Source organism: Microbacterium sp. Be9, from assembly GCF_011754135.1.
GTDB classification, from domain to species: domain Bacteria; phylum Actinomycetota; class Actinomycetes; order Actinomycetales; family Microbacteriaceae; genus Microbacterium; species Microbacterium maritypicum_A.
In genome coordinates this window covers 741,856-765,137 of sequence record NZ_WNWT01000004.1, presented here as the reverse complement: position 1 = coordinate 765,137, position 23,282 = coordinate 741,856, and the positions used below count along the sequence as shown (strand labels likewise).

Annotated in this window: 27 protein-coding genes; 21 read left to right on the top strand and 6 right to left on the bottom strand. The window is 67.2% G+C overall.

The features are described from left to right. Positions 1-9 precede the first annotated feature (9 nt). From GLO27_RS07910 to GLO27_RS07900, 3 genes are all read left to right on the top strand, one after another. On the top strand, positions 10-612 hold the full coding sequence (locus tag GLO27_RS07910) for a histidine phosphatase family protein (protein WP_021198621.1): 603 nt from the start codon (positions 10-12) through the stop codon (positions 610-612). An 83-nt stretch (positions 613-695) separates the two neighbouring features. Then, complete coding sequence (gene dapB, locus GLO27_RS07905) at positions 696-1,436, top strand: 4-hydroxy-tetrahydrodipicolinate reductase (protein ID WP_021198622.1); 741 nt, start codon at positions 696-698, stop codon at positions 1,434-1,436. Next, the gene (locus GLO27_RS07900; RefSeq protein ID WP_021198623.1) at positions 1,436-1,876 is read left to right on the top strand and encodes a hypothetical protein; all 441 of its coding nucleotides are present in this window, start codon (positions 1,436-1,438) and stop codon (positions 1,874-1,876) included. Before dapB ends, GLO27_RS07900 begins: the two co-directional genes overlap by 1 nt. Before the next feature lie 8 nt (positions 1,877-1,884). Here the strand turns inward: GLO27_RS07900 and GLO27_RS07895 are convergent, their stop codons facing one another. The 3 genes from GLO27_RS07895 to GLO27_RS07885 all read right to left on the bottom strand — a co-directional run bounded on the left by GLO27_RS07895 (position 1,885) and on the right by GLO27_RS07885 (position 3,405). Then, positions 1,885-2,310: an OsmC family peroxiredoxin gene (locus tag GLO27_RS07895; protein ID WP_021198624.1), complete on the bottom strand. Its 426-nt coding sequence runs from the start codon at positions 2,308-2,310 to the stop codon at positions 1,885-1,887. Between the two features lie 81 nt (positions 2,311-2,391). Then, the gene (locus tag GLO27_RS07890) at positions 2,392-2,970 is read right to left on the bottom strand and encodes a DUF4395 family protein (protein ID WP_167254304.1); all 579 of its coding nucleotides are present in this window, start codon (positions 2,968-2,970) and stop codon (positions 2,392-2,394) included. Between the two features lie 21 nt (positions 2,971-2,991). Next, the gene (locus GLO27_RS07885; protein ID WP_021198626.1) at positions 2,992-3,405 is read right to left on the bottom strand and encodes a thioredoxin family protein; all 414 of its coding nucleotides are present in this window, start codon (positions 3,403-3,405) and stop codon (positions 2,992-2,994) included. A gap of 118 nt (positions 3,406-3,523) precedes the next feature. Between GLO27_RS07885 and GLO27_RS07880 the strand changes: the two genes are divergently transcribed. Genes GLO27_RS07880 through GLO27_RS07870 form a run of 3 tightly spaced genes read left to right on the top strand, consistent with a single transcriptional unit; the run spans position 3,524 to position 5,567 of the window. Next, positions 3,524-4,333 carry a thymidylate synthase gene (locus GLO27_RS07880; protein WP_029259014.1) on the top strand — a complete coding sequence of 270 codons (810 nt, stop codon included), beginning with the start codon at positions 3,524-3,526 and terminating at the stop codon, positions 4,331-4,333. After that, positions 4,330-4,806, top strand: a complete 477-nt coding sequence (locus GLO27_RS07875; RefSeq protein ID WP_021198628.1) for a dihydrofolate reductase — start codon at positions 4,330-4,332, stop codon at positions 4,804-4,806. Before GLO27_RS07880 ends, GLO27_RS07875 begins: the two co-directional genes overlap by 4 nt. Next, on the top strand, positions 4,806-5,567 hold the full coding sequence (locus GLO27_RS07870) for an SDR family oxidoreductase (RefSeq protein WP_167254302.1): 762 nt from the start codon (positions 4,806-4,808) through the stop codon (positions 5,565-5,567). The genes GLO27_RS07875 and GLO27_RS07870 overlap by 1 nt, the downstream gene beginning before the upstream one ends. A gap of 28 nt (positions 5,568-5,595) precedes the next feature. Here GLO27_RS07870 and GLO27_RS07865 read toward each other — a convergent pair whose 3' ends face one another. After that, complete coding sequence (locus tag GLO27_RS07865) at positions 5,596-6,162, bottom strand: NUDIX hydrolase (protein WP_021198630.1); 567 nt, start codon at positions 6,160-6,162, stop codon at positions 5,596-5,598. Positions 6,163-6,239: 77 nt separating this feature from the next. Between GLO27_RS07865 and dapA the strand changes: the two genes are divergently transcribed. The 14 genes from dapA (at position 6,240) to dapF (ending at position 20,245) form a co-directional block, all read left to right on the top strand. Continuing rightward, positions 6,240-7,217, top strand: a complete 978-nt coding sequence (gene dapA, locus GLO27_RS07860; RefSeq protein WP_021198631.1) for a 4-hydroxy-tetrahydrodipicolinate synthase — start codon at positions 6,240-6,242, stop codon at positions 7,215-7,217. Positions 7,218-7,270: 53 nt separating this feature from the next. Then, positions 7,271-8,947, top strand: a complete 1,677-nt coding sequence (locus GLO27_RS07855) for a ribonuclease J (RefSeq protein WP_021198632.1) — start codon at positions 7,271-7,273, stop codon at positions 8,945-8,947. A 72-nt stretch (positions 8,948-9,019) separates the two neighbouring features. Then, a complete protein-coding gene (locus GLO27_RS07850) occupies positions 9,020-9,514 on the top strand; it encodes a GNAT family N-acetyltransferase (RefSeq protein WP_031206761.1) in 495 nt (164 codons plus the stop codon). A 72-nt stretch (positions 9,515-9,586) separates the two neighbouring features. Beyond that, positions 9,587-12,322: a DNA translocase FtsK gene (locus tag GLO27_RS07845; RefSeq protein WP_021198634.1), complete on the top strand. Its 2,736-nt coding sequence runs from the start codon at positions 9,587-9,589 to the stop codon at positions 12,320-12,322. Then, the gene (pgsA, locus tag GLO27_RS07840; protein WP_021198635.1) at positions 12,322-12,897 is read left to right on the top strand and encodes a CDP-diacylglycerol--glycerol-3-phosphate 3-phosphatidyltransferase; all 576 of its coding nucleotides are present in this window, start codon (positions 12,322-12,324) and stop codon (positions 12,895-12,897) included. The genes GLO27_RS07845 and pgsA overlap by 1 nt, the downstream gene beginning before the upstream one ends. Next, a complete protein-coding gene (locus GLO27_RS07835) occupies positions 12,894-13,379 on the top strand; it encodes a CinA family protein (protein ID WP_021198636.1) in 486 nt (161 codons plus the stop codon). Before pgsA ends, GLO27_RS07835 begins: the two co-directional genes overlap by 4 nt. Before the next feature lie 141 nt (positions 13,380-13,520). Next, positions 13,521-13,829, top strand: coding sequence for a helix-turn-helix transcriptional regulator (locus GLO27_RS07830; protein WP_017830901.1), 309 nt, complete (start codon positions 13,521-13,523; stop codon positions 13,827-13,829). 18 nt (positions 13,830-13,847) lie between these two features. Further along, on the top strand, positions 13,848-14,072 hold the full coding sequence (locus GLO27_RS07825) for a DUF3046 domain-containing protein (protein ID WP_021198637.1): 225 nt from the start codon (positions 13,848-13,850) through the stop codon (positions 14,070-14,072). 269 nt (positions 14,073-14,341) lie between these two features. Further along, entirely contained in the window at positions 14,342-15,391 is a 1,050-nt protein-coding gene (recA, locus tag GLO27_RS07820) for a recombinase RecA (protein WP_021198638.1), read from the top strand. After that, positions 15,391-16,260, top strand: coding sequence for a regulatory protein RecX (locus tag GLO27_RS07815; RefSeq protein WP_167254300.1), 870 nt, complete (start codon positions 15,391-15,393; stop codon positions 16,258-16,260). Before recA ends, GLO27_RS07815 begins: the two co-directional genes overlap by 1 nt. Before the next feature lie 49 nt (positions 16,261-16,309). Continuing rightward, the gene (gene miaB, locus GLO27_RS07810) at positions 16,310-17,857 is read left to right on the top strand and encodes a tRNA (N6-isopentenyl adenosine(37)-C2)-methylthiotransferase MiaB (protein WP_021198640.1); all 1,548 of its coding nucleotides are present in this window, start codon (positions 16,310-16,312) and stop codon (positions 17,855-17,857) included. Positions 17,858-17,868: 11 nt separating this feature from the next. Continuing rightward, on the top strand, positions 17,869-18,780 hold the full coding sequence (gene miaA / locus GLO27_RS07805; protein WP_021198641.1) for a tRNA (adenosine(37)-N6)-dimethylallyltransferase MiaA: 912 nt from the start codon (positions 17,869-17,871) through the stop codon (positions 18,778-18,780). Positions 18,781-18,814: 34 nt separating this feature from the next. After that, complete coding sequence (locus GLO27_RS07800; protein WP_021198642.1) at positions 18,815-19,363, top strand: dihydrofolate reductase family protein; 549 nt, start codon at positions 18,815-18,817, stop codon at positions 19,361-19,363. Positions 19,364-19,372: 9 nt separating this feature from the next. Next, entirely contained in the window at positions 19,373-20,245 is an 873-nt protein-coding gene (gene dapF / locus GLO27_RS07795; protein WP_021198643.1) for a diaminopimelate epimerase, read from the top strand. A gap of 37 nt (positions 20,246-20,282) precedes the next feature. On the opposite strand, the gene GLO27_RS07790 is transcribed toward dapF, so the two are convergent. Then, entirely contained in the window at positions 20,283-20,924 is a 642-nt protein-coding gene (locus GLO27_RS07790; RefSeq protein ID WP_021198644.1) for a methyltransferase, read from the bottom strand. A 68-nt stretch (positions 20,925-20,992) separates the two neighbouring features. Here GLO27_RS07790 and hflX point away from each other — a divergent pair, with 68 nt between their 5' ends. Then, entirely contained in the window at positions 20,993-22,504 is a 1,512-nt protein-coding gene (gene hflX, locus GLO27_RS07785; RefSeq protein WP_167254298.1) for a GTPase HflX, read from the top strand. A 6-nt stretch (positions 22,505-22,510) separates the two neighbouring features. Here the strand turns inward: hflX and GLO27_RS07780 are convergent, their stop codons facing one another. Next, the gene (locus GLO27_RS07780) at positions 22,511-23,176 is read right to left on the bottom strand and encodes an SIMPL domain-containing protein (protein WP_021198646.1); all 666 of its coding nucleotides are present in this window, start codon (positions 23,174-23,176) and stop codon (positions 22,511-22,513) included. Positions 23,177-23,282 lie beyond the last annotated feature (106 nt).

The window sequence follows — 23,282 nt, the reverse complement described above, 5'->3', positions numbered from 1 at the left end:
GAGCGAGTTGTGACGCACTACATATATCTGGTCAGACACGGTGAACATCAGGATGCCGAGCATGGTCTCGCCGACGGACCCCTCTCTCCGAGAGGCCAGCGTCAGGCGGAACTGATCGCCGACCGTCTGTCGGGGCTTCCTCTCGATGCCGTCTGGCATTCACCGTTGCTGCGCGCGAACGAGACGGCGCGGGCGATCGCGGCGCGCCTTCCGTCGGTCGACCCCGAGCCGACCGCTCTGCTCTTCGATTGCGTTCCCACGGGGATGACCGAGGAGACTCCCTCGGTGTTCGAGCCGTTCTTCGGATCCGTCACCGAGGCGGAGATCGAGGCGGGGCGGGCGCAGATGTCGGATGCCGTGAACGAGTTCCTGGTGCGCAAGACCGGCGATGTGCACGAGGTGCTCATCACCCACAACTTCGTGATCTCTTGGTTCGTCCGGGAGGTGCTCTCCGCCCCCGAGTGGCGGTGGATGACCCTCAACCAGTCGCACTGCGGTCTGACGGTGATCGCGCAGAAGCAGGGGCGACCATGGACGCTGCTCACGCACAACGACACCGGCCACCTTCCGGTGGAGCTGCGGACCGGGATCCCCGACGCGCTCCTGGTCTGAGCCACCTGCGCAGGCGCAAGATGGTGCGTCCGGCCCCGCGCGCCCCGGGCCGGACGGCGTCACCCGCGAAATAGACTGGACGCATGACCACGCAGGTAGCACTCGTCGGCGGAACCGGGAAGCTCGGCACGATCATCGGTGCGGTGATCGACGAGCTCGAGGGCTTCGAGGTGAGCCGGGTGCTGACCTCATCCAGTGATCTGTCCGAACTCGACGGCGCCGACCTCGTGGTCGACGCGTCGACGCCGCAGGTCAGCATCGACGTCGTGCGCGCCGCCGTGGAGCGCGGCATCAACGTGCTGGTCGCGACCTCCGGCTGGTCGGCTGAGCGCATCGCTCTAGTGCGCCCTCTCGTCGAGGCGGCGGGCACCGGCGCGGTGTTCATCCCCAACTTCTCGCTGGGATCCGTTCTGGGTTCGGCACTGGCCGCCGCGGCTGCGCCCTTCTTCGGCTCGGCCGAGATCATCGAAGCCCATCGTGAGACCAAGATCGACTCGCCGAGTGGAACCGCTGTGCGCACCGCGGAACTGATCGCTGCCGCCCGTGCCGAGCAGGGGCCGGTCAGCGCACCGCACGCCGACCAGCGCGCCCGCGGGCAGCAGGTCGGCAGCGTGCCGATCCACTCGCTGCGTCGTCCCGGTGTCGTCGCCAAACAGGAGGTCATCCTCTCCGGTCCCGGCGAATCGCTCACGTTCACGCACGACACGATCGATTCGGCGCTCGCCTATGCCCCCGGCATCCGGCTCTCGGTGCCGTTCGCGGTGCAGGCCACCGGTGTGTTCGTGGGTCTCGAGCACATGATCGACATCGGCATCCGGTCGTGATGTCGCGCATCGGCGTCGCGCTGATGGCCGCGGCGCTTCTGGTCTACCTGGCGGTGGCGATCTGGCTCGCCGTGATGTTCATCTCGGTCGGCACACCCGTGTCGATCGGTATGGGGATCACGCTCCTCGTTCTGGCGCCGATCGGAGCCTGGGCGCTCATCCGCGAGATGATGTTCGGATTCGGTGCCGACCGCCTTGGGCGACTTCTCGATGCGGAAGGCGGGATGCCGCCGGTTGAGACCGAACTGACCCCCAGCGGCAGGATCGCCCGCGCTGACGCGGATCCGCTCATCGCGCGGTACGCGGCCGAAGCGGATGCGGCAGGCGAGGACTGGCGGGCGCGCTACCGGTTGGGCGTGGTGCAGGATGCGGCGGGCCGCCGCAAGGACGCCAGGGCCAGCATTCGCGAGGCCATCCGTCTCGCGCCGCGCCGACCCTGACGACGCACTCAGGCGAGCGTGGCCTCGAGGGTGATCTCGATTCCGGCGAGCGCCTGCGACACCGGGCAACCGGTCTTGGCGCCGTTCGCGATCTCCTGGAATGCCTCGGGCGTCAGGTTCGGGACCGTCGCGTTGACGTTGAGGTGGCTGCCGGTGATGCCGACGCCGGGCTTGAAGGTGACCGAGGCCGTCGTGTTCACGCGCTCCGGCGGGGTGCCGTTCTCGGCGAGCGCGTGCGAGAGCGCCATGCTGAAGCAGGAGGCGTGCGCGGCGGCGATGAGCTCTTCCGGGGTGGTCGTCGTGTCGCTGCCTTCGCTGCGGGCCTTCCAGTTGATCGGGAAGGTGCCGAGGTTCGACGACGAGAACGCGACGGTGCCGGATCCCTCCATGAGCGATCCGGTCCAGGTGCTGGCGGCTTCGCTGGTGACGGGCATGATTCCTCCGGTTCTCGAGCTGCGGGCGCAGCGTCGACTCGTGGTCAGCCTAGCGAGCGTCCTGCCGACGCGGAACCGCGGTCAGGCGGGGGTGGCCTCGCGACCGACGACGCCCGCGCGCTGCAGCAGGAGGTAGAGCTGGCAGCCCAGGCAGAAGGCGAAGGCGGCGTTGAGGAATGCGGCGATGAATGCCGCGGACGTCGCGATCGGCAGCGCCCACGGAACACCCAGGAGGTGCAGGACGAGGCCGACACCCACGACGAAGAGCCCGACGCCCTGCGAGAACCGCGGCGGCCGCGGGTCTTCGAGCTCCGTCGGAGCGGCGAGGCGTGGGCGGATCGCTGAGCGGAACAGCGTGGCCCAGGGGGCCGTCTGCGGAGAGACCAATCCCCAGAGGAACAGGAGAGCGATGACGACCGTGAGGAGGAACCCCGGGTCGAGAGCGCGCTGCAGGAGCGGGGCCGAGGAGATCGCCCACCCGGACGGAACGAATGTGGCATCGGCGAGGGGCTGGTAGGCGAACCAACCGAACGAGGCGATTCCTGCCCGGAGAGTCGAGATCCCGATCAGGGCCAGGAACGTCGCCACCAGCAGCAGGACCGCGGTGATGGCGGCGGCGAAGCGGGGGCCTCGGGGGTCGATGCCTGCGGGGGTGCTCATGGGGCGCTCCGGTCTTCCGGCTCAGACGGCGGTGAGGGCTTCGGTGAGGGCGTGCCTGGTCGGCACTCCGTGGAATCTGGCGCGGACGGCACCGGCACCGTCGACCACGAAGGTCGTGGGCGTCTGGAGCACCTTGTAGCGCGCGGAGAGATCGGGCCGGTGCGTCAGATCGACCTCCACATGGGCGAGACCGTCGTGGTCGTCGGCATACGAACCGAGCAGACGTCTCACCTGTGGGCACCGCGCGCACATCTCGGTGCTGAACTGCACGAGAGTCGCGCGGGACCCGAGCTCCGAGGTGACCGCGTCCGCCGGATCGAAGCGGAGAGCACCGCCGTCCCGCCGTCGTCCGTCTCGCCGGCGCAGCACGACGCCGATGCCCGTCGCGAGCACGAGGAGTGCTGCGGCGATACCGAGGGCGAGCGCGGGCGACATGGGTCGAGGATATGTCGTGTCGAAGCGGGATCGGGTCGATGTTTCCGACGATGACGGAGGGCCCACGCGCGGAAGCGGTTCCGCCCGAGGAGGCGAGCGTGACGGTATCGTGGCTGTCATGAGCGCAGCCGTCCCGACTCCTTATGAAGACCTGCTCCGCGACGTCCTGGAGACCGGCACGCATAAGTCCGATCGCACCGGGACGGGGACGACGAGCGTCTTCGGGCGTCAGATCCGCTTCGATCTGTCGAAGGGCTTCCCCCTCATCACCACCAAGCGCGTGCACTTCAAATCCATCGCGTACGAGCTCCTCTGGTTCCTGCAGGGTGATTCCAACGTCGGGTGGCTCCGCGAGAACGGGGTCACGATCTGGGACGAGTGGGCCGATGAATCCGGCGACCTCGGCCCGGTCTACGGGGTGCAGTGGCGTTCGTGGCCGACGCCGGACGGGGGGAGCATCGACCAGCTCTCCGACGTGATCGAGCAGATCCGACGCTCGCCCGACTCCCGTCGGCTCATCGTGTCTGCCTGGAACCCGGCCGACATCCCGGACATGGCGCTCGCGCCCTGTCACGCGCTGTTCCAGTTCTACGTCGCCGACGGCAAGCTCTCGTGTCAGCTGTATCAGCGCAGCGCCGACATGTTCCTCGGTGTGCCGTTCAACATCGCCTCCTACGCCTTGCTGACCATGATGATCGCCCAGCAGGTGGGCCTCGAGCCCGGAGACTTCGTCTGGACGGGCGGAGACTGCCACGTCTACGACAATCACGTCGATCAGGTGCGGGAGCAGCTCAGCCGTGAGCCCTACCCCTACCCGACGCTGCGTTTCGCGCGGAAGCCCGAATCGATTCTCGACTACCGCTATGAGGACTTCCTCGTGGAGGACTATCAGCACCACGCGCCGATCAGGGCGGCGGTGGCGGTATGACCTGGGTCGGGTTGATCTGGGCCGAGGCGCACGGAGGGGTCATCGGTGCCGAGGGTGGCATGCCCTGGCACGTGCCCGAAGACCTGGCGCACTTCAAGGAGGTCACCCTCGGCGCTCCCGTGGTGATGGGGCGCAAGACCTGGGACTCGCTGCCCGAGCGATTCCGCCCGCTCTCCGGACGGGACAACATCGTGGTGACCCGGCAGCAGGACTGGTCCGAAGAGGGCGCGCGGCGTGCATCCACCGTCGCCGAGGCCGTTCGCGGACTCGACAGGGTCTGGATCATCGGTGGGGCGGAGATCTTCCGACAGGTGATCGGCGACGCCGATCGGCTGGAGGTCACCGAGCTCGATCTCGACGTCGCCGGCGACGCCTACGCACCGGCGAAGACCGGGTGGCGCCTCATCGACGAGGGGGAGTGGCTCACGTCGCGCACGGGAGTGCGGTACCGCTTCCTGGGATACGAGCGCTGATGCCCACCGCACTGATCACCGGAGCCAGCGCCGGACTGGGCGCCGAGTTCGCGCGTCAGCTCGCGCGGCGACGTGCCGACCTCGTCCTGGTGGCGAGATCAGAGGACGCGCTGGAGACGCTGGGCGCCGAACTGCGGAGCGAATACGGGGTCGCGGTCGAGATCATCCCCGCCGACCTGGCGGATGAGGCCGGCGTGGAGAAGGTCGCCGTGCGCCTGCGCGACACGGCGGACCCCATCGACCTCTTGGTGAACAACGCCGGGTTCGGTCTTCCGCTGCAGTTCGCCGACAACGACATCGACGATGAGGTGCGTCATCTCCGTGTACATGTGGAGGCGTCGATGCGGCTCATGCACGCGGCACTGCAGTCCATGCGTGGTCGTGGCGGTCGCATCATCAATGTGGCTTCCGTGGCCGGCGTCATCTCCCGGTCGACGTACTCCGCCTGCAAGGCCTGGCTCATCGGATTCAGCCGCTGGGCGAATGCCGAGTACACGCGCGACGGCGTCTCTGTCACGGCGCTGTGCCCCGGGTTCACGCACACGTCCTTCCACGAACGCATGGGGCTCGCGGTGGGCCAGGAGGGCGTTCCCGGCATCATGTGGTTGAACGCGCGGGACGTCGTGCGCGTCGGCCTGCGCGATGCCGCCCGTGGCAGGTCGGTCTCGGTGCCGTCGCTCCGGTACAAGGTGATCGTGGCGCTGACACGCCTCCTCCCGAGCACGCTCACCTCCCGCGTGGCGCGCCGAGGCCGCGTCTGACCGGCAGCGGTCATCTGATCGGCAGCGGTCAGTGGAACCTGCCGAGCAGGATCCCCGCCTTGGCGATCGCCGCGATGGTCTCCCCATCGGTGATGTCGCCGTCGGCGATCATGCGCAGCACGTGCGCGAAAGGTACCCACGAGACGGCCTGGATGCCTTCTTCGGTCTGGCTCTCGGCGGCGTCGCTCCCGTTCGCGTCGTCGTCCTCAGCGACCGGGCGCAGATCGCGTGCGAGGAAGACGTGTTCGGGTGCCTCGGCGATCCCGTTCAGAGCGTGCATGGCCCCCAGGGCCGTCCACTCACCGGCTTCGAATCCGGTCTCCTCCCGGAGCTCGCGTCTCGCCGCGAGCAGGGGGTCTTCCCCGTCGCTGCCGCCAGCGGGGACCTCGATGGTCGTCCCCACGGTGTAGCGGTCGATCGTGACGAGACACACACGGTCTTCCTCGTCCACGGCGACGATGAAGACCGCCGGGTGCTGCATGGTGACGACACCATAGATGCCGTCCGCGCCCGCTGGTCCCGTGACCTGGTCCTCCCGCACACGGATCCACGCGTTCTCGTACTTCGTCTCGGTGTCTCGTGTGACCCATGTCATGCTTCGAGCGTAGAACGGAGACGTCATGCGCGTCACCGCGTCCGCATGAGCGGCAGCCGAACCGATACGCTGGGTCTATGACGCACTCGGGCAACCCATTCGGACAGGTTCTCGTCGCGCTCGTCACTCCGATGACGGCCGACGGCGAAGTCGACTGGCCCGCCGTCGAGAAGCACATCGATGACGTGATCACCGCGGGAGCGGACGGCATCGTCGTGACGGGAACGACAGGTGAGACCTCGACCCTGACGGACCCCGAGAAGCTCAAGCTCGTGGAGGTCGGCAAGTCCGTCTCCGCAGGCCGCGCCAAGATCATCACCGGCGGCGGCTCGAACGAGACCGCCCACGCGATCGAGCTCTACAAAGCCAGCGAGAAGGCCGGCGCCGACGGCATCATGATCGTCACGCCCTACTACAACAAGCCGACGCAGGCCGGCATCCTCACGCACTTCCGTCTGGTCGCCGACGCGACCGATCTCCCGGTGATCCTCTACGACATCCCCGGGCGCACGGGTGTGCCGATCAAGTACGAGACGATCCTGCGTCTCGCGAAGCACCCGAATATCCTCGCCGTGAAAGACGCCAAGGGCGACTTCTCCGAGGTGAGCCGCGTGCTGAACCAGACCGATCTGATGTACTTCTCCGGCGATGACGCGAACGTGCTGCCGCACCTCGCGATCGGCGCGACCGGTCTCATCGGCGTGACGGCGAACGTCGCAGCGGCGCCGTACCGCACGATAATCGACGCGGTGAACGCCGGCGACCTCGCCACGGCGACCGCCGAGCACCAGCGCCTCGAACCGCTCGTCCGCGCGGTGATGACGCATGTTCCCGGAACCGTTGCGGCCAAGTACATCCTGCACGGACTCGGTCGCATCTCGAGCCCGCGCGTTCGCCTTCCCCTGGTCGGTCCCGAGGAATGGGAGGCTGCGCTCATCGAGGATGAGCTCGACCTCGTGCAGAACGTTCCCGGAGCCGATTTCTCGAACTTCCGACCCGACCGCAACGCGGCTGCGGGTGGTGCCCTGCCGAAGGTGCACGGCACGACGCGCTGAGTCGCGTCGCCATGAACGAACGGACGCGCGGAGTGTCCGACTGAGGAGACAGCATGTCCATTCCCCTGGTAGAACCGACCGCTCTCGACGAAGGGACGCTGCGGGTCATTCCGATCGGCGGACTCGGCGAGATCGGTCGTAACATGACCATGTTCGAGTACGACGGGAAGATCCTGATCGTCGACTGCGGTGTGCTCTTCCCCGAGGAGCACCAGCCCGGTGTCGATCTGATCCTTCCCGACTTCGAGCCCATCCGCGACCGGCTCGACGACATCGTCGGCGTGGTGCTCACGCACGGTCATGAAGACCACATCGGCGCGGTTCCGTATCTGCTCCGGCTCAAGAGCGACATCCCCCTGATCGGCTCGGGCCTCACCCTCGCATTGGTCGAGGCGAAGCTCAAAGAGCATCGGATCAAGGCCTTCACGCTCACGGTGAAAGAGGGGCAGCAGGAGCGGGTCGGTCCGTTCGACCTCGAGTTCGTCGCCGTCAACCACTCGATCCCCGATGCACTGGCCGTCGCCATCCGCACACCCGCAGGCATGGTGCTCGCCACCGGTGACTTCAAGATGGACCAGCTGCCGCTGGACGGTCGGATCACCGACCTGCGTGCGTTCGCCCGCCTCGGTGAAGAGGGCGTGGACCTGTTCCTCGTCGACTCGACGAACGCCGACGTCCCCGGCTTCACCCCGACGGAGCGCTCCATCGGTCCCGTGCTCGACCAGGTGATCGCGAAGGCGCCCCGTCGCGTCATCGTCGCGAGCTTCTCCAGCCACGTCCACCGCGTGCAGCAGGTGATCGACGCCGCGCACGCCAACGGCCGCCGTGTCGCGTTCCTCGGCCGCAGCATGGTCCGCAACATGACCATCGCCGAGCAGCTCGGCTACCTCAAGGTGCCGGACGGGGTGCTGATCGACTTCAAGAAGGCGCGCGACCTGCCGGACGAGCAGATCGTCTACATGTCGACGGGCTCCCAGGGCGAGCCGATGGCCGTGCTCAGCCGCATGGCGAACATGGACCACGCGATCGAGATCAGCGAGGGTGACACCGTCATCCTCGCCTCCAGCCTCATCCCCGGCAACGAGAACGCCGTGTACCGCGTCATCGACGGACTGACCAAGCTCGGCGCGAACGTCGTGCACAAGGCGAATGCGAAGGTGCACGTCTCCGGGCACGCCGCCGCCGGTGAGCTGATCTACTGCTACAACATCCTGAGGCCGAAGAACGTCCTCCCCGTGCACGGCGAGTATCGGCACCTGATCGCTAATGCCAAGCTCGCGCAGGACACCGGTATCTCCGAGGAGAACACGATCATCGCCTCGAACGGCACCGTGATCGACCTCAAGGACGGCGTCGCGAAGGTCACCGGGCAGCTCGACCTCGGATTCGTTTACGTCGACGGCTCCACCGTCGGAGAGATCACCGATGCCGACCTCAAGGATCGCCGCATCCTCGGCGAGGAAGGCTTCATCTCCGTGATCGTGGTCGTGGACGCCGGCACCGGACGCATCATCTCCGGTCCCGAGATCCACGCGCGCGGTGTCGCCGAGGACGACTCGGTGTTCGACGACGTCACGCCGAAGATCGTCGCTGCGCTCAAGGAGGCGTCGGGCAACGGCGTCCGCGACACCCACGCACTGTCGCAGGTCGTGCGACGCACGATCGGTCGCTGGGTGAACCAGCGGCTCCGTCGCCGTCCGATGATCGTGCCGCTCGTCATCGAGGCATGACGACAGGCGAGTCGTCTCGCACTCACGGGTGAGCGTCATCCCGATGTAACACCGACGTCCTATGCTCGCGTCATGTACAGGGGCTTCTCCCTTCGCAGGGCGGCGCAGACGGATGCGATGTTCCTCGGCGACATGCTCGTCGAGGCCGCCAATTGGCGCGCCGGGGGAGTGCGTCCCCGTCATGAGGTGCTGACGTCGCCCGACCATCGGCGTTACCTCGCGGGCTGGAAGCGCATGGCGGACGACGGACTGGTCGCGGCCGGCGACGACGGCACCCCGGTGGGTGCGGCCTGGTACCGGGTGCTCCCGCAGAACGATCCCGGGTTCGGTTTCATCGGCGTCGCGGTCCCGGAGCTGATCATCGGTGTGCACCCGCTCTGGCGTGCCCGAGGCGTCGGGCGGGCGCTGCTGCGCGGCGTCGTGCACCTGGCGGGCTCGCAGGGGCATGCCCGGATCAGCCTGAGCGTGGAACGGGACAACTTCGCGCGCAACCTGTATCGAGCCGAGGGTTTTGCCGTGGTGAGTCAGGGCGCGACCCGCGACACGATGGCTCGCGGCACGGCGTGATCGCGCCCCTCGGATCCATGGAAAGCCGCGTCATTACGCGGAGATGTCGGCTGTTGGACGTAACGTGAGAGCATGGCCAGGAGTACCACGAAGACAGAGAGCGCGTCGACCAGCGCACCGTCGCGCCCCAAGCGGCAGACGGCTCCCAAGGCCCAGCCCGCTCGCAAGGCGCAGCCCGCTCCCAAGAAGTACATCGACGAGGCAGACAAGCCGCCGGTCGCCGTCCGGGCCTGGGTCGGGCTGGCGCACGGCGTCGGCGGACTCTTCCGCGCGTTCGGCCCCGAGACTCTCGAGAAAGACGATCGTCGCGACGGTTTTCCCTTCCTCCTCGTGCTCCTCGCCGTGCTCGGTGCGGTCAACGAGTGGTTCTTCATCGGCAACGAGGTCGCTGCGAACATCAGCGCGTATTCGGTCGGAGGGCTGATCGGGCGCGTCGCATTCGTGATGCCCGTTCTGCTGCTCCTGCTCGCCGGATGGCTGTTCCGCCACCCCTCGTCGGTTCACGACAACGGCCGCATCGGAATCGGTTTCGGATTGTTCGTCCTGACGCTCGCCGGCTTCTGCCACGTCGCGGGCGACGGCCCTCAGCCCAAGGAGGGCATGCTCGCACTGAGCGAGTCCGGCGGACTCTTCGGATGGATGCTCGGCCAGCCGCTCAGCTACCTCACCGATATCCCCGCGTACATCGTGCTGTCGCTGCTGGCGGCGCTCAGCATCCTCATCCTCACCAAGACTCCGCCGAACCGCATCGGCGCCCGTCTCGGCGATCTCTACGCCTGGATGTTCGACGCCGAGCGTCCGGAGAAGTCGACCAAAGACTCCGCGGCGATCGACGACACCGACAAGGTCGACGATCCCGACGTGCTGCCGTGGTGGCGGCGCAACAAGACCGGCCGTGAAGAGGACCCCGACGAAGGCACGCTCGGCTCCGACGACATCACCGCACTGCTCACGACCTCCGACCCGACTCCCGCCTACGATCAGGCCGTCGTCGTCGAGAACCCCTACGACGCCGCCACCGAGGTGCTGTCCGACGTGAGGTCCGTCGCCGATTCGCTCGCGGAGCAGCAGACCACGGCACTGCTCGACGACTCCTCCGACACCGGAGAGGTGCCGGAGCTTCCCGGCCTCGACGGCTTCGGCACCGAGGGGCCAGGCGACCGCGGGCCGCAGGCGCCCGTGACGCCGTACATCCTGCCCTCTCCCGGTCTTCTGGTCGAAGGGCCGCCTCCGGTGATGCGCTCCGAGGCCACCGACAAGGTGATCGAGCAGATCACCAGTGTGCTGTCTCAGTTCAAGGTGGATGCGAAGGTCACCGGCTTCTCGCGCGGCCCGACGGTCACCCAGTACGAGGTCGAGGTCGGCCACGGCGTCAAGGTCGAGAAGATCCTGCAGCTGAGCAACAACTTCGCCTACGCGGTCGCCTCGAACGACGTCCGCATCCTCTCGCCTATCCCGGGCAAGAGCGCGATCGGCATCGAGATTCCCAACGCCGACAAGGAGATGGTCGCACTCGGCGACGTGCTGCGTTCGCCCGCCGCGCAGAAGAGCACGCATCCGATGACGATCGGCGTGGGCAAGGACGTCGGCGGCAACATCGTCATCGCGAACCTCGCGAAGATGCCGCATCTCCTGGTGGCAGGTTCCACCGGCTCCGGTAAGTCGAGCTTCGTGAACTCCATGATCACCAGCCTGCTGATGCGGGCGCGGCCCGCCGATGTGCGCATGGTCCTCATCGACCCGAAGCGCGTGGAGCTCACCAGCTACGCCGGTGTCCCGCACCTGATCACGCCCATCATCACGAACCCCAAGAAGGCGGCCGAAGCGCTGCAGTGGGTCGTGAAGGAGATGGACATGAGGTACGATGACCTCGCGTCTTTCGGCTTCCGTCATATCGACGACTTCAACCGTGCCGTGCGCGCCGGGGAGGTCGAGCTGCCGGTGGGCAGCGAGCGCGTTCTGAAGCCGTACCCGTACCTCCTGGTCGTGGTCGACGAGCTCGCCGACCTCATGATGGTCGCCCCTCGCGACGTGGAGGACTCGATCGTGCGCATCACGCAGCTCGCGCGAGCCTCCGGCATCCACCTCGTCCTCGCGACCCAGCGGCCGAGCGTCGACGTCGTCACCGGACTCATCAAGGCGAACGTCCCGTCTCGACTGGCCTTCGCCGTCACCAGTGTCACCGACAGCCGCGTCATCCTCGATAGCCCCGGGGCGGACAAGCTCATCGGTCAGGGTGACGCGCTGTTCTCGCCGATGGGCTCGTCGAAGCCGTTCCGTCTGCAGGGCGCGTGGGTCGACGAGAAGGAGATCGACGCGGTCGTCAAGCACGTCACCCGCCAGGCTCGTCCGGACTATCGTCCCGACGTGCAGGAGGCGATGGAGCCGACCAAGAAGAAGGAAGTCGACGAGGACATCGGCGACGACCTGGAACTGCTGCTCGCGGCTGCCGAGCTCATCGTCTCGTCGCAGTTCGGATCGACCTCGATGCTCCAGCGCAAGCTGCGGGTCGGCTTCGCGAAGGCCGGTCGCCTCATGGACCTGCTGGAGTCACGTGAGATCGTCGGCCCGTCCGAGGGCTCCAAGGCGCGCGACGTGCTGGCCACGGCCGAGCAGCTCCCACAGGTGATGGCGAAGCTGCGCGGTGACGACGTTCCGACGTCGCCGCCCGCTTCCGCCGCCCCTGTCGCTCCGCCGGTGCCACCCCTGCCCCAGACGCACGATCCGGTCGCTGCCCAGTATGAGGGGCTTCCCGAGGTGGAGGCCGAGGGCGACGAAGACGCCTGGGGCCTGACGGGACGCGACTGATGGCCATCCCGCGGCAGCTGCCCAACGCCATCACCGTCGCGCGCATCCCGCTGGCGGTCGTCTTCTTCGTCCTGTTGCTGCTGGGCGGAACCTACGGCCTCGCCGAGCCCGGCCTCCGGTGGGCGGCCGCGGTCATCTTCATCGTGGGGATCTCCACGGACTGGGTCGACGGCTACCTCGCGCGCAAGTACGACATCGTCAGCGATTTCGGCAAGCTCTGGGATCCCATCGCCGACAAGATGCTCACGGGGGCCGGGTTCATCGGACTCGCCATCCTCGGCGAGGTCGGCTGGTGGATCGTCGCCCTCATCCTCGTGCGCGAGTGGGGGATCACAATCCACCGGCTCATGGTCGCCAGCGAGCATGTCGTCGCTGCGGCCTGGATGGGCAAGATCAAGACGGCGTTCCAAGGTGTGGCGCTCGGCTGGGCGTTGCTTCCGCTGCACTATTTCGTCGGTCTCGACGCATGGACGTTGATCACCTTCATCCTCATGCTCATCGTCCTGGTGCTCACGGTCGCGAGCGGTATCGACTACATCGTGGCGCAGGTCCGCGGCTCGCGCCGGAAGTCGTGAGCGACGCGGCTGCTGCCGTCCTTGCGGCGCTGGGTCGACGGGGATGGACGCTCGGAGTCGCGGAGTCGCTGAGCGGCGGCGCCCTGTGCGCCGACCTGGTCTCGGTTCCCGGCGCGTCCACGGTGCTGCTCGGCGGGGTGGTGGCGTACGCGACGCCGGTGAAGGCGTCGGTGTTGGGCGTCGACGCGGATCTTCTCGCCGCGCACGGGCCGGTGCATCCGCAGGTCGCGCTGCAGATGGCAGACGGAGTGAGGAGTGTCGTGAGCGTCGGTGGCTCGCCGGCCGATGTCGGGGTGTCGACGACGGGAATCGCCGGTCCGGATTCCCCCGACGGGCAACCGGTCGGCACGGTGCACATCGGCGTGGCGACGCCGGCGGCGATGAGGACGACGGCCTTCCGTTTCCTCGGAGATCGCGACTCGATCCGCGCGCAGACGGTCGCGGCAGCGCTCGAAGAACTGCGCGCGATGCTGGCGGAATAGCAGGACCGCCGGGGTGGTTATCTCTGATGTGCTCACACTTAAACCACAGAGTGCAGGGGTAGATTCTGTGCATGCCAGGGGTACTAGACTGGCTGTCTCATCGGGGGAGACCTCGAACGATCACATGGGGAGGAGGTTCCGATGATTCTTGTACGACAGGAAATCGGCGATGTGCTGAGGGACTTCCGCCTGCAGAAGGGGCGCACGCTCCGGCAGGTCGCAAGCAAGGCGTCGGTTGCGCTCGGCTACCTCAGCGAGGTCGAGCGTGGGCAGAAGGAGGCGTCGAGCGAGATCCTCGCTTCCGTCGCCGACGCGCTCGACGTTCCCATTTCGACGATCATGCGCGAGGTCGGAGACCGCATCTCGGTGCTCGAGGGCATCCAGGTCTTCCCGGACGTCGTTCCCGACGACCTCGTCGCGTCGATCGAACCTCAGCTTTCGCTGCACTGATCCCCGGTCGGGGAAGCCATGCGTCGTAGTGAGTTCCTTCGCGCCGTCGAGACCGAGTTTCAGGCGCGCGCGTCCTCTCTGGTGAACGACCTGACGCTCAGCGCTGTCGGCGGTCGAACAGCGCTCGAGGCGCTGGCCGAGGGAACCCCACCACGCGACATCTGGTTGGCGTTGTGCGTCGAGATGGACGTTCCGGAGAACAGGCGACACGGCGTCGGTCGGCAGGAGCCGCGCGGACGCTGAGTCGTTCGTCGATCTCCGATGCCTACGGGAAACGACCTGAGATTCACGGCGTGTCGTCGAAGATCTGTTCGAAGCGGGCGTAGTCTTCTGCACAAGTGGTTCAGGGAATCTGTTCTGCACGGTATGTGAGCTCTCCGCGTCGATGTCGGTGGCCTCTCCTACGGTGGAAAACAAGCCGAAGAGCCATTACGCCTTGTCGGAGAGTTTCTCCCAGCCGGGAGAGCCGCGACAGCCTACAGGCGGCATCACGCGCGCAGAAGGAGCACATCATGCCATCACCCGCCGACCGCGAGAAGTCCCTCGAGACCGCCCTCGCCCAGATCGATCGCCAGTTCGGAAAGGGCTCGGTCATGCGGCTGGGCAGCGATGAGCGCGCCCCCGTGGCGGTCATCCCCACCGGCTCCATCGCCCTCGACGTCGCTCTCGGCGTCGGAGGCCTCCCGCGTGGTCGAATCGTCGAGATCTACGGACCGGAGTCCTCGGGTAAGACGACCCTCACCCTGCATGCGATCGCGAACGCTCAGCGCGCAGGCGGAATCGCCGCGTTCATCGACGCCGAACACGCGCTCGACCCCGACTACGCCGCGAAGCTCGGCGTCGACATCGACGCGCTCCTGGTGTCGCAGCCCGACACCGGTGAGCAGGCCCTCGAGATCGCCGACATGCTCGTGCGCTCGGGAGCCATCGACCTCATCGTCATTGACTCCGTGGCGGCGCTCGTGCCCCGCGCCGAGATCGAGGGCGAGATGGGCGACTCGCACGTCGGTCTGCAGGCGCGACTCATGTCGCAGGCGCTGCGTAAGCTCACCGGTGGCCTGAACCAGACCAACACGACGATGATCTTCATCAACCAGCTTCGCGAGAAGATCGGCGTCTTCTTCGGCTCGCCCGAGACGACCGCCGGTGGTAAGGCGCTGAAGTTCTACGCCTCGGTCCGCATGGACATCCGTCGTATCGAGACCCTCAAGGACGGAACCGACGCCGTCGGAAACCGCACCAGGGTCAAGGTGGTCAAGAACAAGATGGCGCCGCCGTTCAAGCAGGCCGAGTTCGACATCCTCTACGGCGTCGGCATCTCCCGTGAGGGCAGCCTGATCGACTTCGGCGTCGAGCACGCCATCGTGAAGAAGTCGGGCTCGTGGTACACCTACGACGGTGACCAGCTGGGCCAGGGCAAAGAGAACGCGCGCACCTTCCTGTTGAACAACCCCGATATCGCGCTGGCGATCGAGACGCAGATCAAGCAGAAGCTCGGTATCGGCGGCCCCGCTTCGGTACCGGCAGCTGCAGACGAGCTCGCTGAGCGTCGTCCGGCCTGATGAACGACACGCGTGGGGGCGATCCCGACCGGATCGCCCCCATCATCCCCCTCTTCGGCGGTGGGTCGAAGAAGCAAACGCACACGCCGCCGCCTCGCCTGGCGGAAGGCGACGACCAGTCGACGGACGATCCCCGCGCCAGCGACGCGGCGGTCTGGCGCACGACCTGGGATGCCCCTCCGGACAGTGCCTCGCACATCGACGCGTCCGACGCGGGTACTCCCAGCGATCGTCATCCCGCGCGGGGGATCAGGGGCAGTTCCGCCACAGCGTCGACGCGTCCGACGAAGTCCGCTCCTCACCTTCGCGCACTCGGCGGCGGAGAGAGCGACGATGCCGGCGCCGACGAGAAGGCATCGTCGGACGAGGTGCGTGTGGCCGCGGAGGAGTCTCTCGTCCGTAAGCTGCGGGCGCGATCGTTGTCCATCTCGGAGGCCCGGCAGGTCCTGCGAGGCGTCGGCCTCGACGGTGGGGTCGTCGACGACGTGATCGATGACTTCTCCCGACGCGGCTATCTCGACGACGCCGCCCTCGCTGCCGTGCTGGTGACATCGGGCGTCGAGCGGAAGGGACAGGGACGGGTCGCGTTGTCTCGCGCACTCGCGCAGCGGGGCATTCCGCGCGATGTTATCGACGGCGCTCTCGACGAGTTGCCGGACGACGATGAAGATCGCGCGCTCGAGTTCGCTCGCGGCAAGGCGCGGTCGATGAGTCGGCTCGATCACGACACGGCTCTGCGGCGGCTGGTGGGCCAGCTCTCACGACGCGGCTACAACGGAGCCGTGGCGATGAAAGCCGCGAAGGCTGCGCTGCGGGAGAACTCCTTCGGAGGTTCCACGTCCGGGGTCCGGTTCGTCGACTCGGACTGATGCCGGGACGCCGCGACAGCTCAGCAACGGCTCGTACAATGGGGAGATCATGACTATCCCGCGCAGCGAACCGACGATCATCGGCGCGTCGTCGGCAGCCGTCGACGACGACGGACGACAGCGATCGTATGAAGTGCGCACCTTCGGGTGCCAGATGAACGTGCACGACTCCGAGCGGCTCTCGGGCTCGTTGGAGAGCGCCGGCTATGTGAGAGCCGTCGACGGTGACGAGGCCGACGTGGTGATCATCAACACCTGCGCCGTCCGCGACAACGCGGCAGGCAAGCTGTACGGCACCCTCGGGCACCTCGCTTCCGTCAAGCGTCGCAAGGAAGGCATGCAGATCGCCGTCGGCGGCTGCCTGGCACAGATGGACAAGCAGGCCGTGCTCGACAAGGCCCCCTGGGTCGACGTGGTGTTCGGCACGCATAACATGGGCTCATTGCCGGGTCTGCTCGAGCGCGCGCGACACAACGGCGATGCCGAGCTCGAGATCCTCGAGTCGCTCGAGGTCTTCCCCTCGACGTTGCCGACCAAGCGCGACTCGGCGCACAGCGGCTGGGTCTCGATCTCGGTCGGCTGCAACAACACCTGCACCTTCTGCATCGTTCCGAGCCTGCGCGGCAAAGAGAAGGATCGTCGCCCCGGCGACATCCTGAACGAGATCCGTCTCCTGGTCGAAGACGGCGCGATCGAGGTCACGCTTCTCGGCCAGAACGTCAACTCCTACGGGGTCGAGTTCGGTGACCGTCAGGCCTTCGGCAAGCTCCTGCGCGCGGCCGGCGACATCGAGGGGCTGGAACGGATCCGGTTCACGAGTCCCCACCCCGCGGCGTTCACCGATGACGTGATCGACGCCATGGCCGAGACGCCGAACGTGATGCCGCAGTTGCACATGCCGCTCCAGTCAGGGAGCGACCGCATCCTCAAGGCGATGCGCCGCTCCTATCGGAGTGAGCGTTTCCTCGGGATCCTCGAGCGGGTTCGTGCCCGCATCCCGAATGCCGCCATCACCACGGACATCATCGTCGGGTTCCCCGGTGAGACCGAAGACGACTTCGAGGACACGATGCGGGTGGTCGAGCAGGCGCGTTTCTCCAGCGCGTTCACCTTCCAGTACTCGATCCGCGAGGGCACACCCGCGGCGACGATGGAGGATCAGGTCCCCAAGGAGATCGTGCAGGCCCGCTACAACCGCCTGATCGCTCTGCAGGAACGTATCTCGCTGGAGGAGAACCGGAAGCAGGTCGGCCGTGAGATCGACGTGCTGGTCTCGACCGGCGAAGGCAAGAAGGATACCGAGACACACCGCCTCACGGGACGCGCCGAAGACAACAGGTTGGTGCACTTCGAGGTGACCCCGGGGTCCGAGCTGCCTCGCCCCGGAGACGTGGTCACCGTGACCGTGACACACGGCGCCCCGTTCCATCTGCTCGCCGACGATCCGACGGGCGCGCCCCTGAAGATCCGTCGGACCCGCGGCGGCGACGCGTGGGATCGATCGCAGTCGGAATCGTGCGCAGTCCCCGCCTCTGTCGGCGACGGTGCGCCGAAGGCCGTGTCGCTCGGTCTGCCCACGCTGCGCGTGGGCGTGTGACCGGACGGAACGTGCCAGCGCCACGTCTCTGGGCGATCGTCGGGGCGACCGGCACCGGTAAGAGCGATCTCGCGATCGAGCTGGCCGAGACGCTGCGTGCGGAGGGAAACCCCGCCGAGGTCGTGAACGCCGATGCCATGCAGCTCTATCGCGGGATGGACGTCGGCACCGCGAAGGTCTCGATGACGGAACGCCGGGGCATCCCGCACCACCTCTTCGACGTACTCGACGTCGACGAAGATGCGGCTGTCGCGTGGTACCAGCCGAGAGCTCGTGAGGCGATCGAAGAGATTCACCGCGGGGGAGGAGACGCGATCCTCGTCGGCGGATCCGGTCTCTACGTATCGAGTGTCGTCTACGACTTCCGATTCCCTCCGCGCGACCCGGAACTACGGGATCGTCTCGAACAAGAGCTCGAGACCCGAGGGGCCGCGCATCTGCTCGAACGTCTGCGCACTCTCGACCCGGAAGCGGCTGCTCGCGTCGATCCACAGAATCCGCGCCGCATCATCCGTGCGCTCGAGGTCCTCGAGCAGGGGAGCGAGACGCACGGTGCCTCGCTTCCGGAGAAGCCTGTCCTGTGGCATCCGCATACTCGTCTCATCGGTCTGCATGTGGACCGCCCCTCTCTCGTGGAGCGGCTGGACTCCAGAGTCGAGCGCATGTGGAAGGGCGGCCTCCTCGCCGAAGTCGAGGATCTTCGTGCGCACGGGCTCGAGCGTGGAGGAACGGCTCCTCGCGCGATCGGGTACGCGCAGGCCCTGGCCCAGCTCGACGGCGGCCTCACGGAGCGTGAGGCGATCGCACAGACCCAGGCGCTCACGAGACGCTATGCGCGACGCCAGGTGTCCTGGTTCAAGCGGTATCCCGACCTGGAGTGGTGGGAGGCTCCGGTGCGGGCCGTGACGCTTCTCCACGCCTGATCTCGATGTCGGAGGGTGCTGCGAAGCTGGCCGGATGACGACGCACTTCTACACGGCCTCCAGCCTCGACGGTTTCATCGCCACCGAGGAGCACTCATTGGACTGGTTGCTCACACAGGACATCGACCAAGACGGACCGATGGCGTACACGGGTTTCGAGCGGAACATCGGCGCTCTGGCGATGGGGTCCTCCACCTACGAGTGGGTGATGCGCCATGAAGAGGGCCGCTGGGGGTACACCCAGCCCACGTGGGTGTTCACCCACCGTCCACTCGACCTCCCGAAGGAGGGCGATGTCCGACTGACGCAGGCCGACATCCGCACGGTGCACGCGGAGATGGCGCAGGCGGCGGGTGGGAAGGACCTCTGGGTCGTGGGCGGCGGAGACCTGGCGGGGCAGTTCGCCGACGCCGGCCTGCTCGATGAGGTGTGGGTGCAGTACGCACCCGTCACCCTCGGCTCGGGAGCCCCGTTGCTTCCGCGCAGACTCGACCTCGAGTTGATCGAGGTGGCGCGAAACCGGAACTTTCTCTGCGGTCGGTACCGGCTCGCGCGGGACGGAGAAGTCCGCGACGATCTCTAGACTGGACCCATGGTCGCATTCACCAAGGGGCACGGCACGGGCAACGATTTCATCATCATCGCTGACCCGGACGGTGAGCTCGACCTCACCGTCGAGCAGGTCGCCGTGCTCTGCGATCGTCAGTTCGGCATCGGTGCAGACGGAATCCTCCGCGTGGTGAAGTCGTCGGCGATTCCCGACGGTGCGGCTGCACTCGACGAAGAGCCGCAGGCGGAATGGTTCATGGACTACCGCAATGCCGATGGATCGGTCGCCGAGATGTGCGGGAACGGCGTCCGCGTGTTCGCCCACTATCTCGTGCGCTCCGGCCTTGCGGCGATCGAACCCGGCTCGACCTTGCCGATCGGCACGCGGGCGGGAGTGCGCGATGTCACCCGAAGCGCGACGGGATATCAGGTCGACCTCGGCCGGTGGAAGCTCTCCGGGGACGACCCGCTCGTTCGAGTGGATGGCCTGTCTGTCACCCGTCCAGGTCTCGGAATCGACGTCGGGAATCCGCACGTCGTGGTGGCGCTCGCGTCGGAGGCTGAGCTCGCGTCCCTCGAGCTCCACCGTGCGCCCGGCCTCGACCCGCTGCTGCCCGCGGGAGCCAACATCGAGTTCGTCGTACCCGGCGAACCGCTCGTGCGCGACGGTATCGGACATGTGAGCATGCGTGTCTATGAGCGCGGGGTCGGAGAGACTCTGAGTTGCGGCACGGGTGTCGCGGCGACGGCCCTGGCGGTGCGCTACTGGGCGGGCGAGAACGCTCCGAGCAACTGGCAGGTCGAGGTGCCCGGGGGGACGCTCGGCGTTCGGATGTTCCCGGCGGAAGACGGCGAGCACGTCGCTCTGTCCGGGCCGGCTCAGCTCGTGTTCCAAGGTGAGGTCGACCTCGCCTGAGGTCCCGACCGTCGGCTTCGGCAGGCCCGCATCGACCTCATCCGAGAATGATCGGCTCCGTCGGCGGGTTTCCGTGCTTGCGCACCTTCAGGATGCGATAGCCCTTGCCCGTAGCGGTGCGGAAGACGCTGTAGCCGGGCTGGAAGGTCGATCCGATCCACCGCTGGAGCGAATCCGCACCGAGATTGCGCTGCACGACCAGCCAGGCATCACTGCGCTCGTCGAGGCGCGGGATCCATCGCTCCAGAAGGCCGTGGAGTTCGTTCTTCCCGACGCGGATCGGCGGATTCGATCGGATCGTGCGGAATGAGACGTGCTCGGGAACATCGTCGGGCAGGGATGCGTTGACATTGGTGAGCCCGAGAGCTGCGGCGTTGCGACGCACCAGATCGAGGGCACGCTCATTCACGTCGACGGCCCATACCGTCGCATGGGGAGCGGCCAGGGCCATCGACAATGTCACCGGACCCCAACCGCTGCCGAGGTCGAGAAGATCGCCGCCCGGGGGTACCGGGGGCATGTTGGCGAGGAGCACTGCAGTGCCGGCGTCGAGACGATCCGGGCTGAAGACCCCACCGGCGGTGGTGACTTCGAGCTCTCGACCCGCGAGTGATACGCGGATCTTACGCAGATTCTCGGGGCTTGCCGGGGCCGCAGTGAAGTAGTGATCTGACCCCATACGGTGAGCGTACCGGACAGCGCGGGCTAAGGTTAAGGCTCGCAACAAATCCCAGAGACAAGGAACGGATGACGGAGACCACCACACCCTCCACCGACGACCACACGGTCGATCGTGTGCTCGCGAACGCGGAGAAGCGCTCGGACGTCCACGTCTTCGGCGCCGCACAGGCGCTGCAGGACGAATCGACGGCATCGCACGCGAGTACGGACGGCGTGCAGTGGGATCTCGAAGACCGACACGCTCTCCGACGCGTCGGTGGACTCTCGACAGAGCTCGAGGATGTCACCGAGGTCGAGTACCGGCAGTTGCGACTCGAGAACGTCGTACTGGTGGGGGTCTACCCCCAGGGGGCGCAGGAAGATGCCGAGAACTCTCTGCGGGAACTCGCTGCTCTGGCGGAGACCGCCGGCGCCGTCGTGCTCGACGGTGTCCTGCAGCGCCGCCCGCACCCCGACGCCGCGACATACCTCGGCCGCGGAAAGGCCCAGGAGCTCAGAGACATCGTCGCCGCTGTCGGGGCCGACACCGTCATCGCCGACACGGAGCTCGCGCCGAGCCAACGACGCGCTCTCGAGGACGTCGTCAAGGTCAAGGTCATCGACCGCACCACCGTGATCCTCGACATCTTCAGCCAACACGCGAAGAGCCGAGAAGGTAAGGCCCAGGTCGAGCTCGCCCAGCTCGAGTATCTGCTGCCTCGTCTTCGCGGTTGGGGTGACTCGATGAGCCGCCAAGCCGGTGGTCAGGTCGGCGCCGGCGGCGCAGGCATGGGCTCGCGCGGTCCCGGTGAAACCAAGATCGAACTCGATCGCCGACGGATCCGCACGAAGATGGCTCTGCTTCGACGCCAGATCCGAGACTTCGGCCCTGCCCGCGACGCCAAGCGCGCCGAGCGCAAGCGGAACACGATTCCTTCCGTCGCGATCGCCGGATATACGAACGCCGGCAAGTCGAGTCTGCTCAATGCGCTGACCAGCGCTGGCGTCCTGGTCGAGAATGCCCTGTTCGCGACGCTGGATGCGACCGTGCGTCGTACGGAGACGGAGGACGGTCGCGTCTACACGCTCACGGACACCGTCGGGTTCGTGCGCAATCTCCCGCATCAGCTCGTCGAAGCGTTCCGGTCGACCCTGGAAGAGGTCGGCGAGGCCGACGTCGTGCTCCACGTCGTCGACGGTTCGCATCCCGACCCGGCGGGTCAGCTGCAGACCGTGCGCGACGTGCTCGGGGATGTCGGCGTCCGTGACCTTCCGGAGATCGTCGTCTTCAACAAGGCCGATCTGATCGCGGAGGACGAGAGGCTCGTGCTCCGAGGCCTTCAGCCGCACGCCCACTTCGTGTCGTCGCGGTCGGGCGAGGGAATCGCGGAACTGCGCGCAGCCGTCGAAGAAGCGCTCCCGAAGCCCGCCGTCGAGGTGCATGCCGTGATTCCGTATGACCGCGGCGATCTCGTGGCAGCGATCCACGAGTCGGGCATGCTCCTCTCCGTGGACCATCGAGAGGATGGCACCGCGGTGCATGCACGCGTGTCAGAGCGTCTCGCCGCGGAACTGGCTCCTTTCACCGCCCACGGCTGAACGCGACTATCGCGCGAGGAACCGCGCCTCCACCGTTGCGGAGATGACGATCTCCTCGGGCTCGTACTCCATGGCCGGTGCCGAGTCGGCGGCGAACGCCACACCTCCACGCGCTTTGAGCATCGGAGCCCCAGGTGACGGCTGTCCGCTGGAGATGAGGCCGGTATCGGCGATCTCCAGCGGCGTGACCTCACCGAGGCCGAGCGCGCCCGCGTAAGCCTCGGCTCGGGTCACGGCGACACCGACAGCGTCCGCCGCCACATCGCGCTCGATCCGCGTGCGTGTCTCGGGCGTGAGGTGCCAGTCCACCCCGCCGACCTCGACGCCGTCCCAGGGGGAGATGTCGGAGACCCACAGCGAGAGCTCGGATGCTTCCGCGAAGGTGGCGGTGTAGTCGATGCTGGCGTAGTAGACGGGGGCGAGGCGCTTGCCCTCGCTGCTCCAGGGGCGTTCGGCGCGCACCGAGAGCCGCTTGCTGGTCCAGTCGACGACGCTGCCGGCGTCTGCGCGCTCGGTGATGCTCGCGCGCACCGGCTCGGCGAGCCGCATCACGTTCTCGACGACCGTGGTGCGCTCGGGGCCCTCGGCGCGTACCCCGACACGGATGGTGGCGCGCTCCGGCGCGACTCGCGCTTCATGCTCGCCGCGGACGGTGACGGTGACTTCGCTCATGGGGCGACTCTACGCCAGCGGCTGGACCCGCCGTGGAATGGCGTGGCGGCGGAGAACGTTGTAGTCTGTGATGCTCGGGTGTTCCTCACCCGGGATGGTAATTCCA

Coding starts and splice junctions, on each gene's coding strand:
- dapB (WP_021198622.1), top strand. CDS start 696: ATGACCACGCAGGTAGCACTCGTCGGCGGAACCGGGAAGCTCGGCACG.
- GLO27_RS07900 (WP_021198623.1), top strand. CDS start 1,436: ATGTCGCGCATCGGCGTCGCGCTGATGGCCGCGGCGCTTCTGGTCTAC.
- GLO27_RS07895 (WP_021198624.1), bottom strand. CDS start 2,310: ATGCCCGTCACCAGCGAAGCCGCCAGCACCTGGACCGGATCGCTCATG.
- GLO27_RS07890 (WP_167254304.1), bottom strand. CDS start 2,970: ATGAGCACCCCCGCAGGCATCGACCCCCGAGGCCCCCGCTTCGCCGCC.
- GLO27_RS07885 (WP_021198626.1), bottom strand. CDS start 3,405: ATGTCGCCCGCGCTCGCCCTCGGTATCGCCGCAGCACTCCTCGTGCTC.
- GLO27_RS07880 (WP_029259014.1), top strand. CDS start 3,524: ATGAGCGCAGCCGTCCCGACTCCTTATGAAGACCTGCTCCGCGACGTC.
- GLO27_RS07875 (WP_021198628.1), top strand. CDS start 4,330: ATGACCTGGGTCGGGTTGATCTGGGCCGAGGCGCACGGAGGGGTCATC.
- GLO27_RS07870 (WP_167254302.1), top strand. CDS start 4,806: ATGCCCACCGCACTGATCACCGGAGCCAGCGCCGGACTGGGCGCCGAG.
- GLO27_RS07865 (WP_021198630.1), bottom strand. CDS start 6,162: ATGACATGGGTCACACGAGACACCGAGACGAAGTACGAGAACGCGTGG.
- dapA (WP_021198631.1), top strand. CDS start 6,240: ATGACGCACTCGGGCAACCCATTCGGACAGGTTCTCGTCGCGCTCGTC.
- GLO27_RS07855 (WP_021198632.1), top strand. CDS start 7,271: ATGTCCATTCCCCTGGTAGAACCGACCGCTCTCGACGAAGGGACGCTG.
- GLO27_RS07850 (WP_031206761.1), top strand. CDS start 9,020: ATGTACAGGGGCTTCTCCCTTCGCAGGGCGGCGCAGACGGATGCGATG.
- GLO27_RS07845 (WP_021198634.1), top strand. CDS start 9,587: ATGGCCAGGAGTACCACGAAGACAGAGAGCGCGTCGACCAGCGCACCG.
- pgsA (WP_021198635.1), top strand. CDS start 12,322: ATGGCCATCCCGCGGCAGCTGCCCAACGCCATCACCGTCGCGCGCATC.
- GLO27_RS07830 (WP_017830901.1), top strand. CDS start 13,521: ATGATTCTTGTACGACAGGAAATCGGCGATGTGCTGAGGGACTTCCGC.
- GLO27_RS07825 (WP_021198637.1), top strand. CDS start 13,848: ATGCGTCGTAGTGAGTTCCTTCGCGCCGTCGAGACCGAGTTTCAGGCG.
- recA (WP_021198638.1), top strand. CDS start 14,342: ATGCCATCACCCGCCGACCGCGAGAAGTCCCTCGAGACCGCCCTCGCC.
- GLO27_RS07815 (WP_167254300.1), top strand. CDS start 15,391: ATGAACGACACGCGTGGGGGCGATCCCGACCGGATCGCCCCCATCATC.
- miaB (WP_021198640.1), top strand. CDS start 16,310: ATGACTATCCCGCGCAGCGAACCGACGATCATCGGCGCGTCGTCGGCA.
- GLO27_RS07800 (WP_021198642.1), top strand. CDS start 18,815: ATGACGACGCACTTCTACACGGCCTCCAGCCTCGACGGTTTCATCGCC.
- dapF (WP_021198643.1), top strand. CDS start 19,373: ATGGTCGCATTCACCAAGGGGCACGGCACGGGCAACGATTTCATCATC.
- GLO27_RS07790 (WP_021198644.1), bottom strand. CDS start 20,924: ATGGGGTCAGATCACTACTTCACTGCGGCCCCGGCAAGCCCCGAGAAT.
- hflX (WP_167254298.1), top strand. CDS start 20,993: ATGACGGAGACCACCACACCCTCCACCGACGACCACACGGTCGATCGT.
- GLO27_RS07780 (WP_021198646.1), bottom strand. CDS start 23,176: ATGAGCGAAGTCACCGTCACCGTCCGCGGCGAGCATGAAGCGCGAGTC.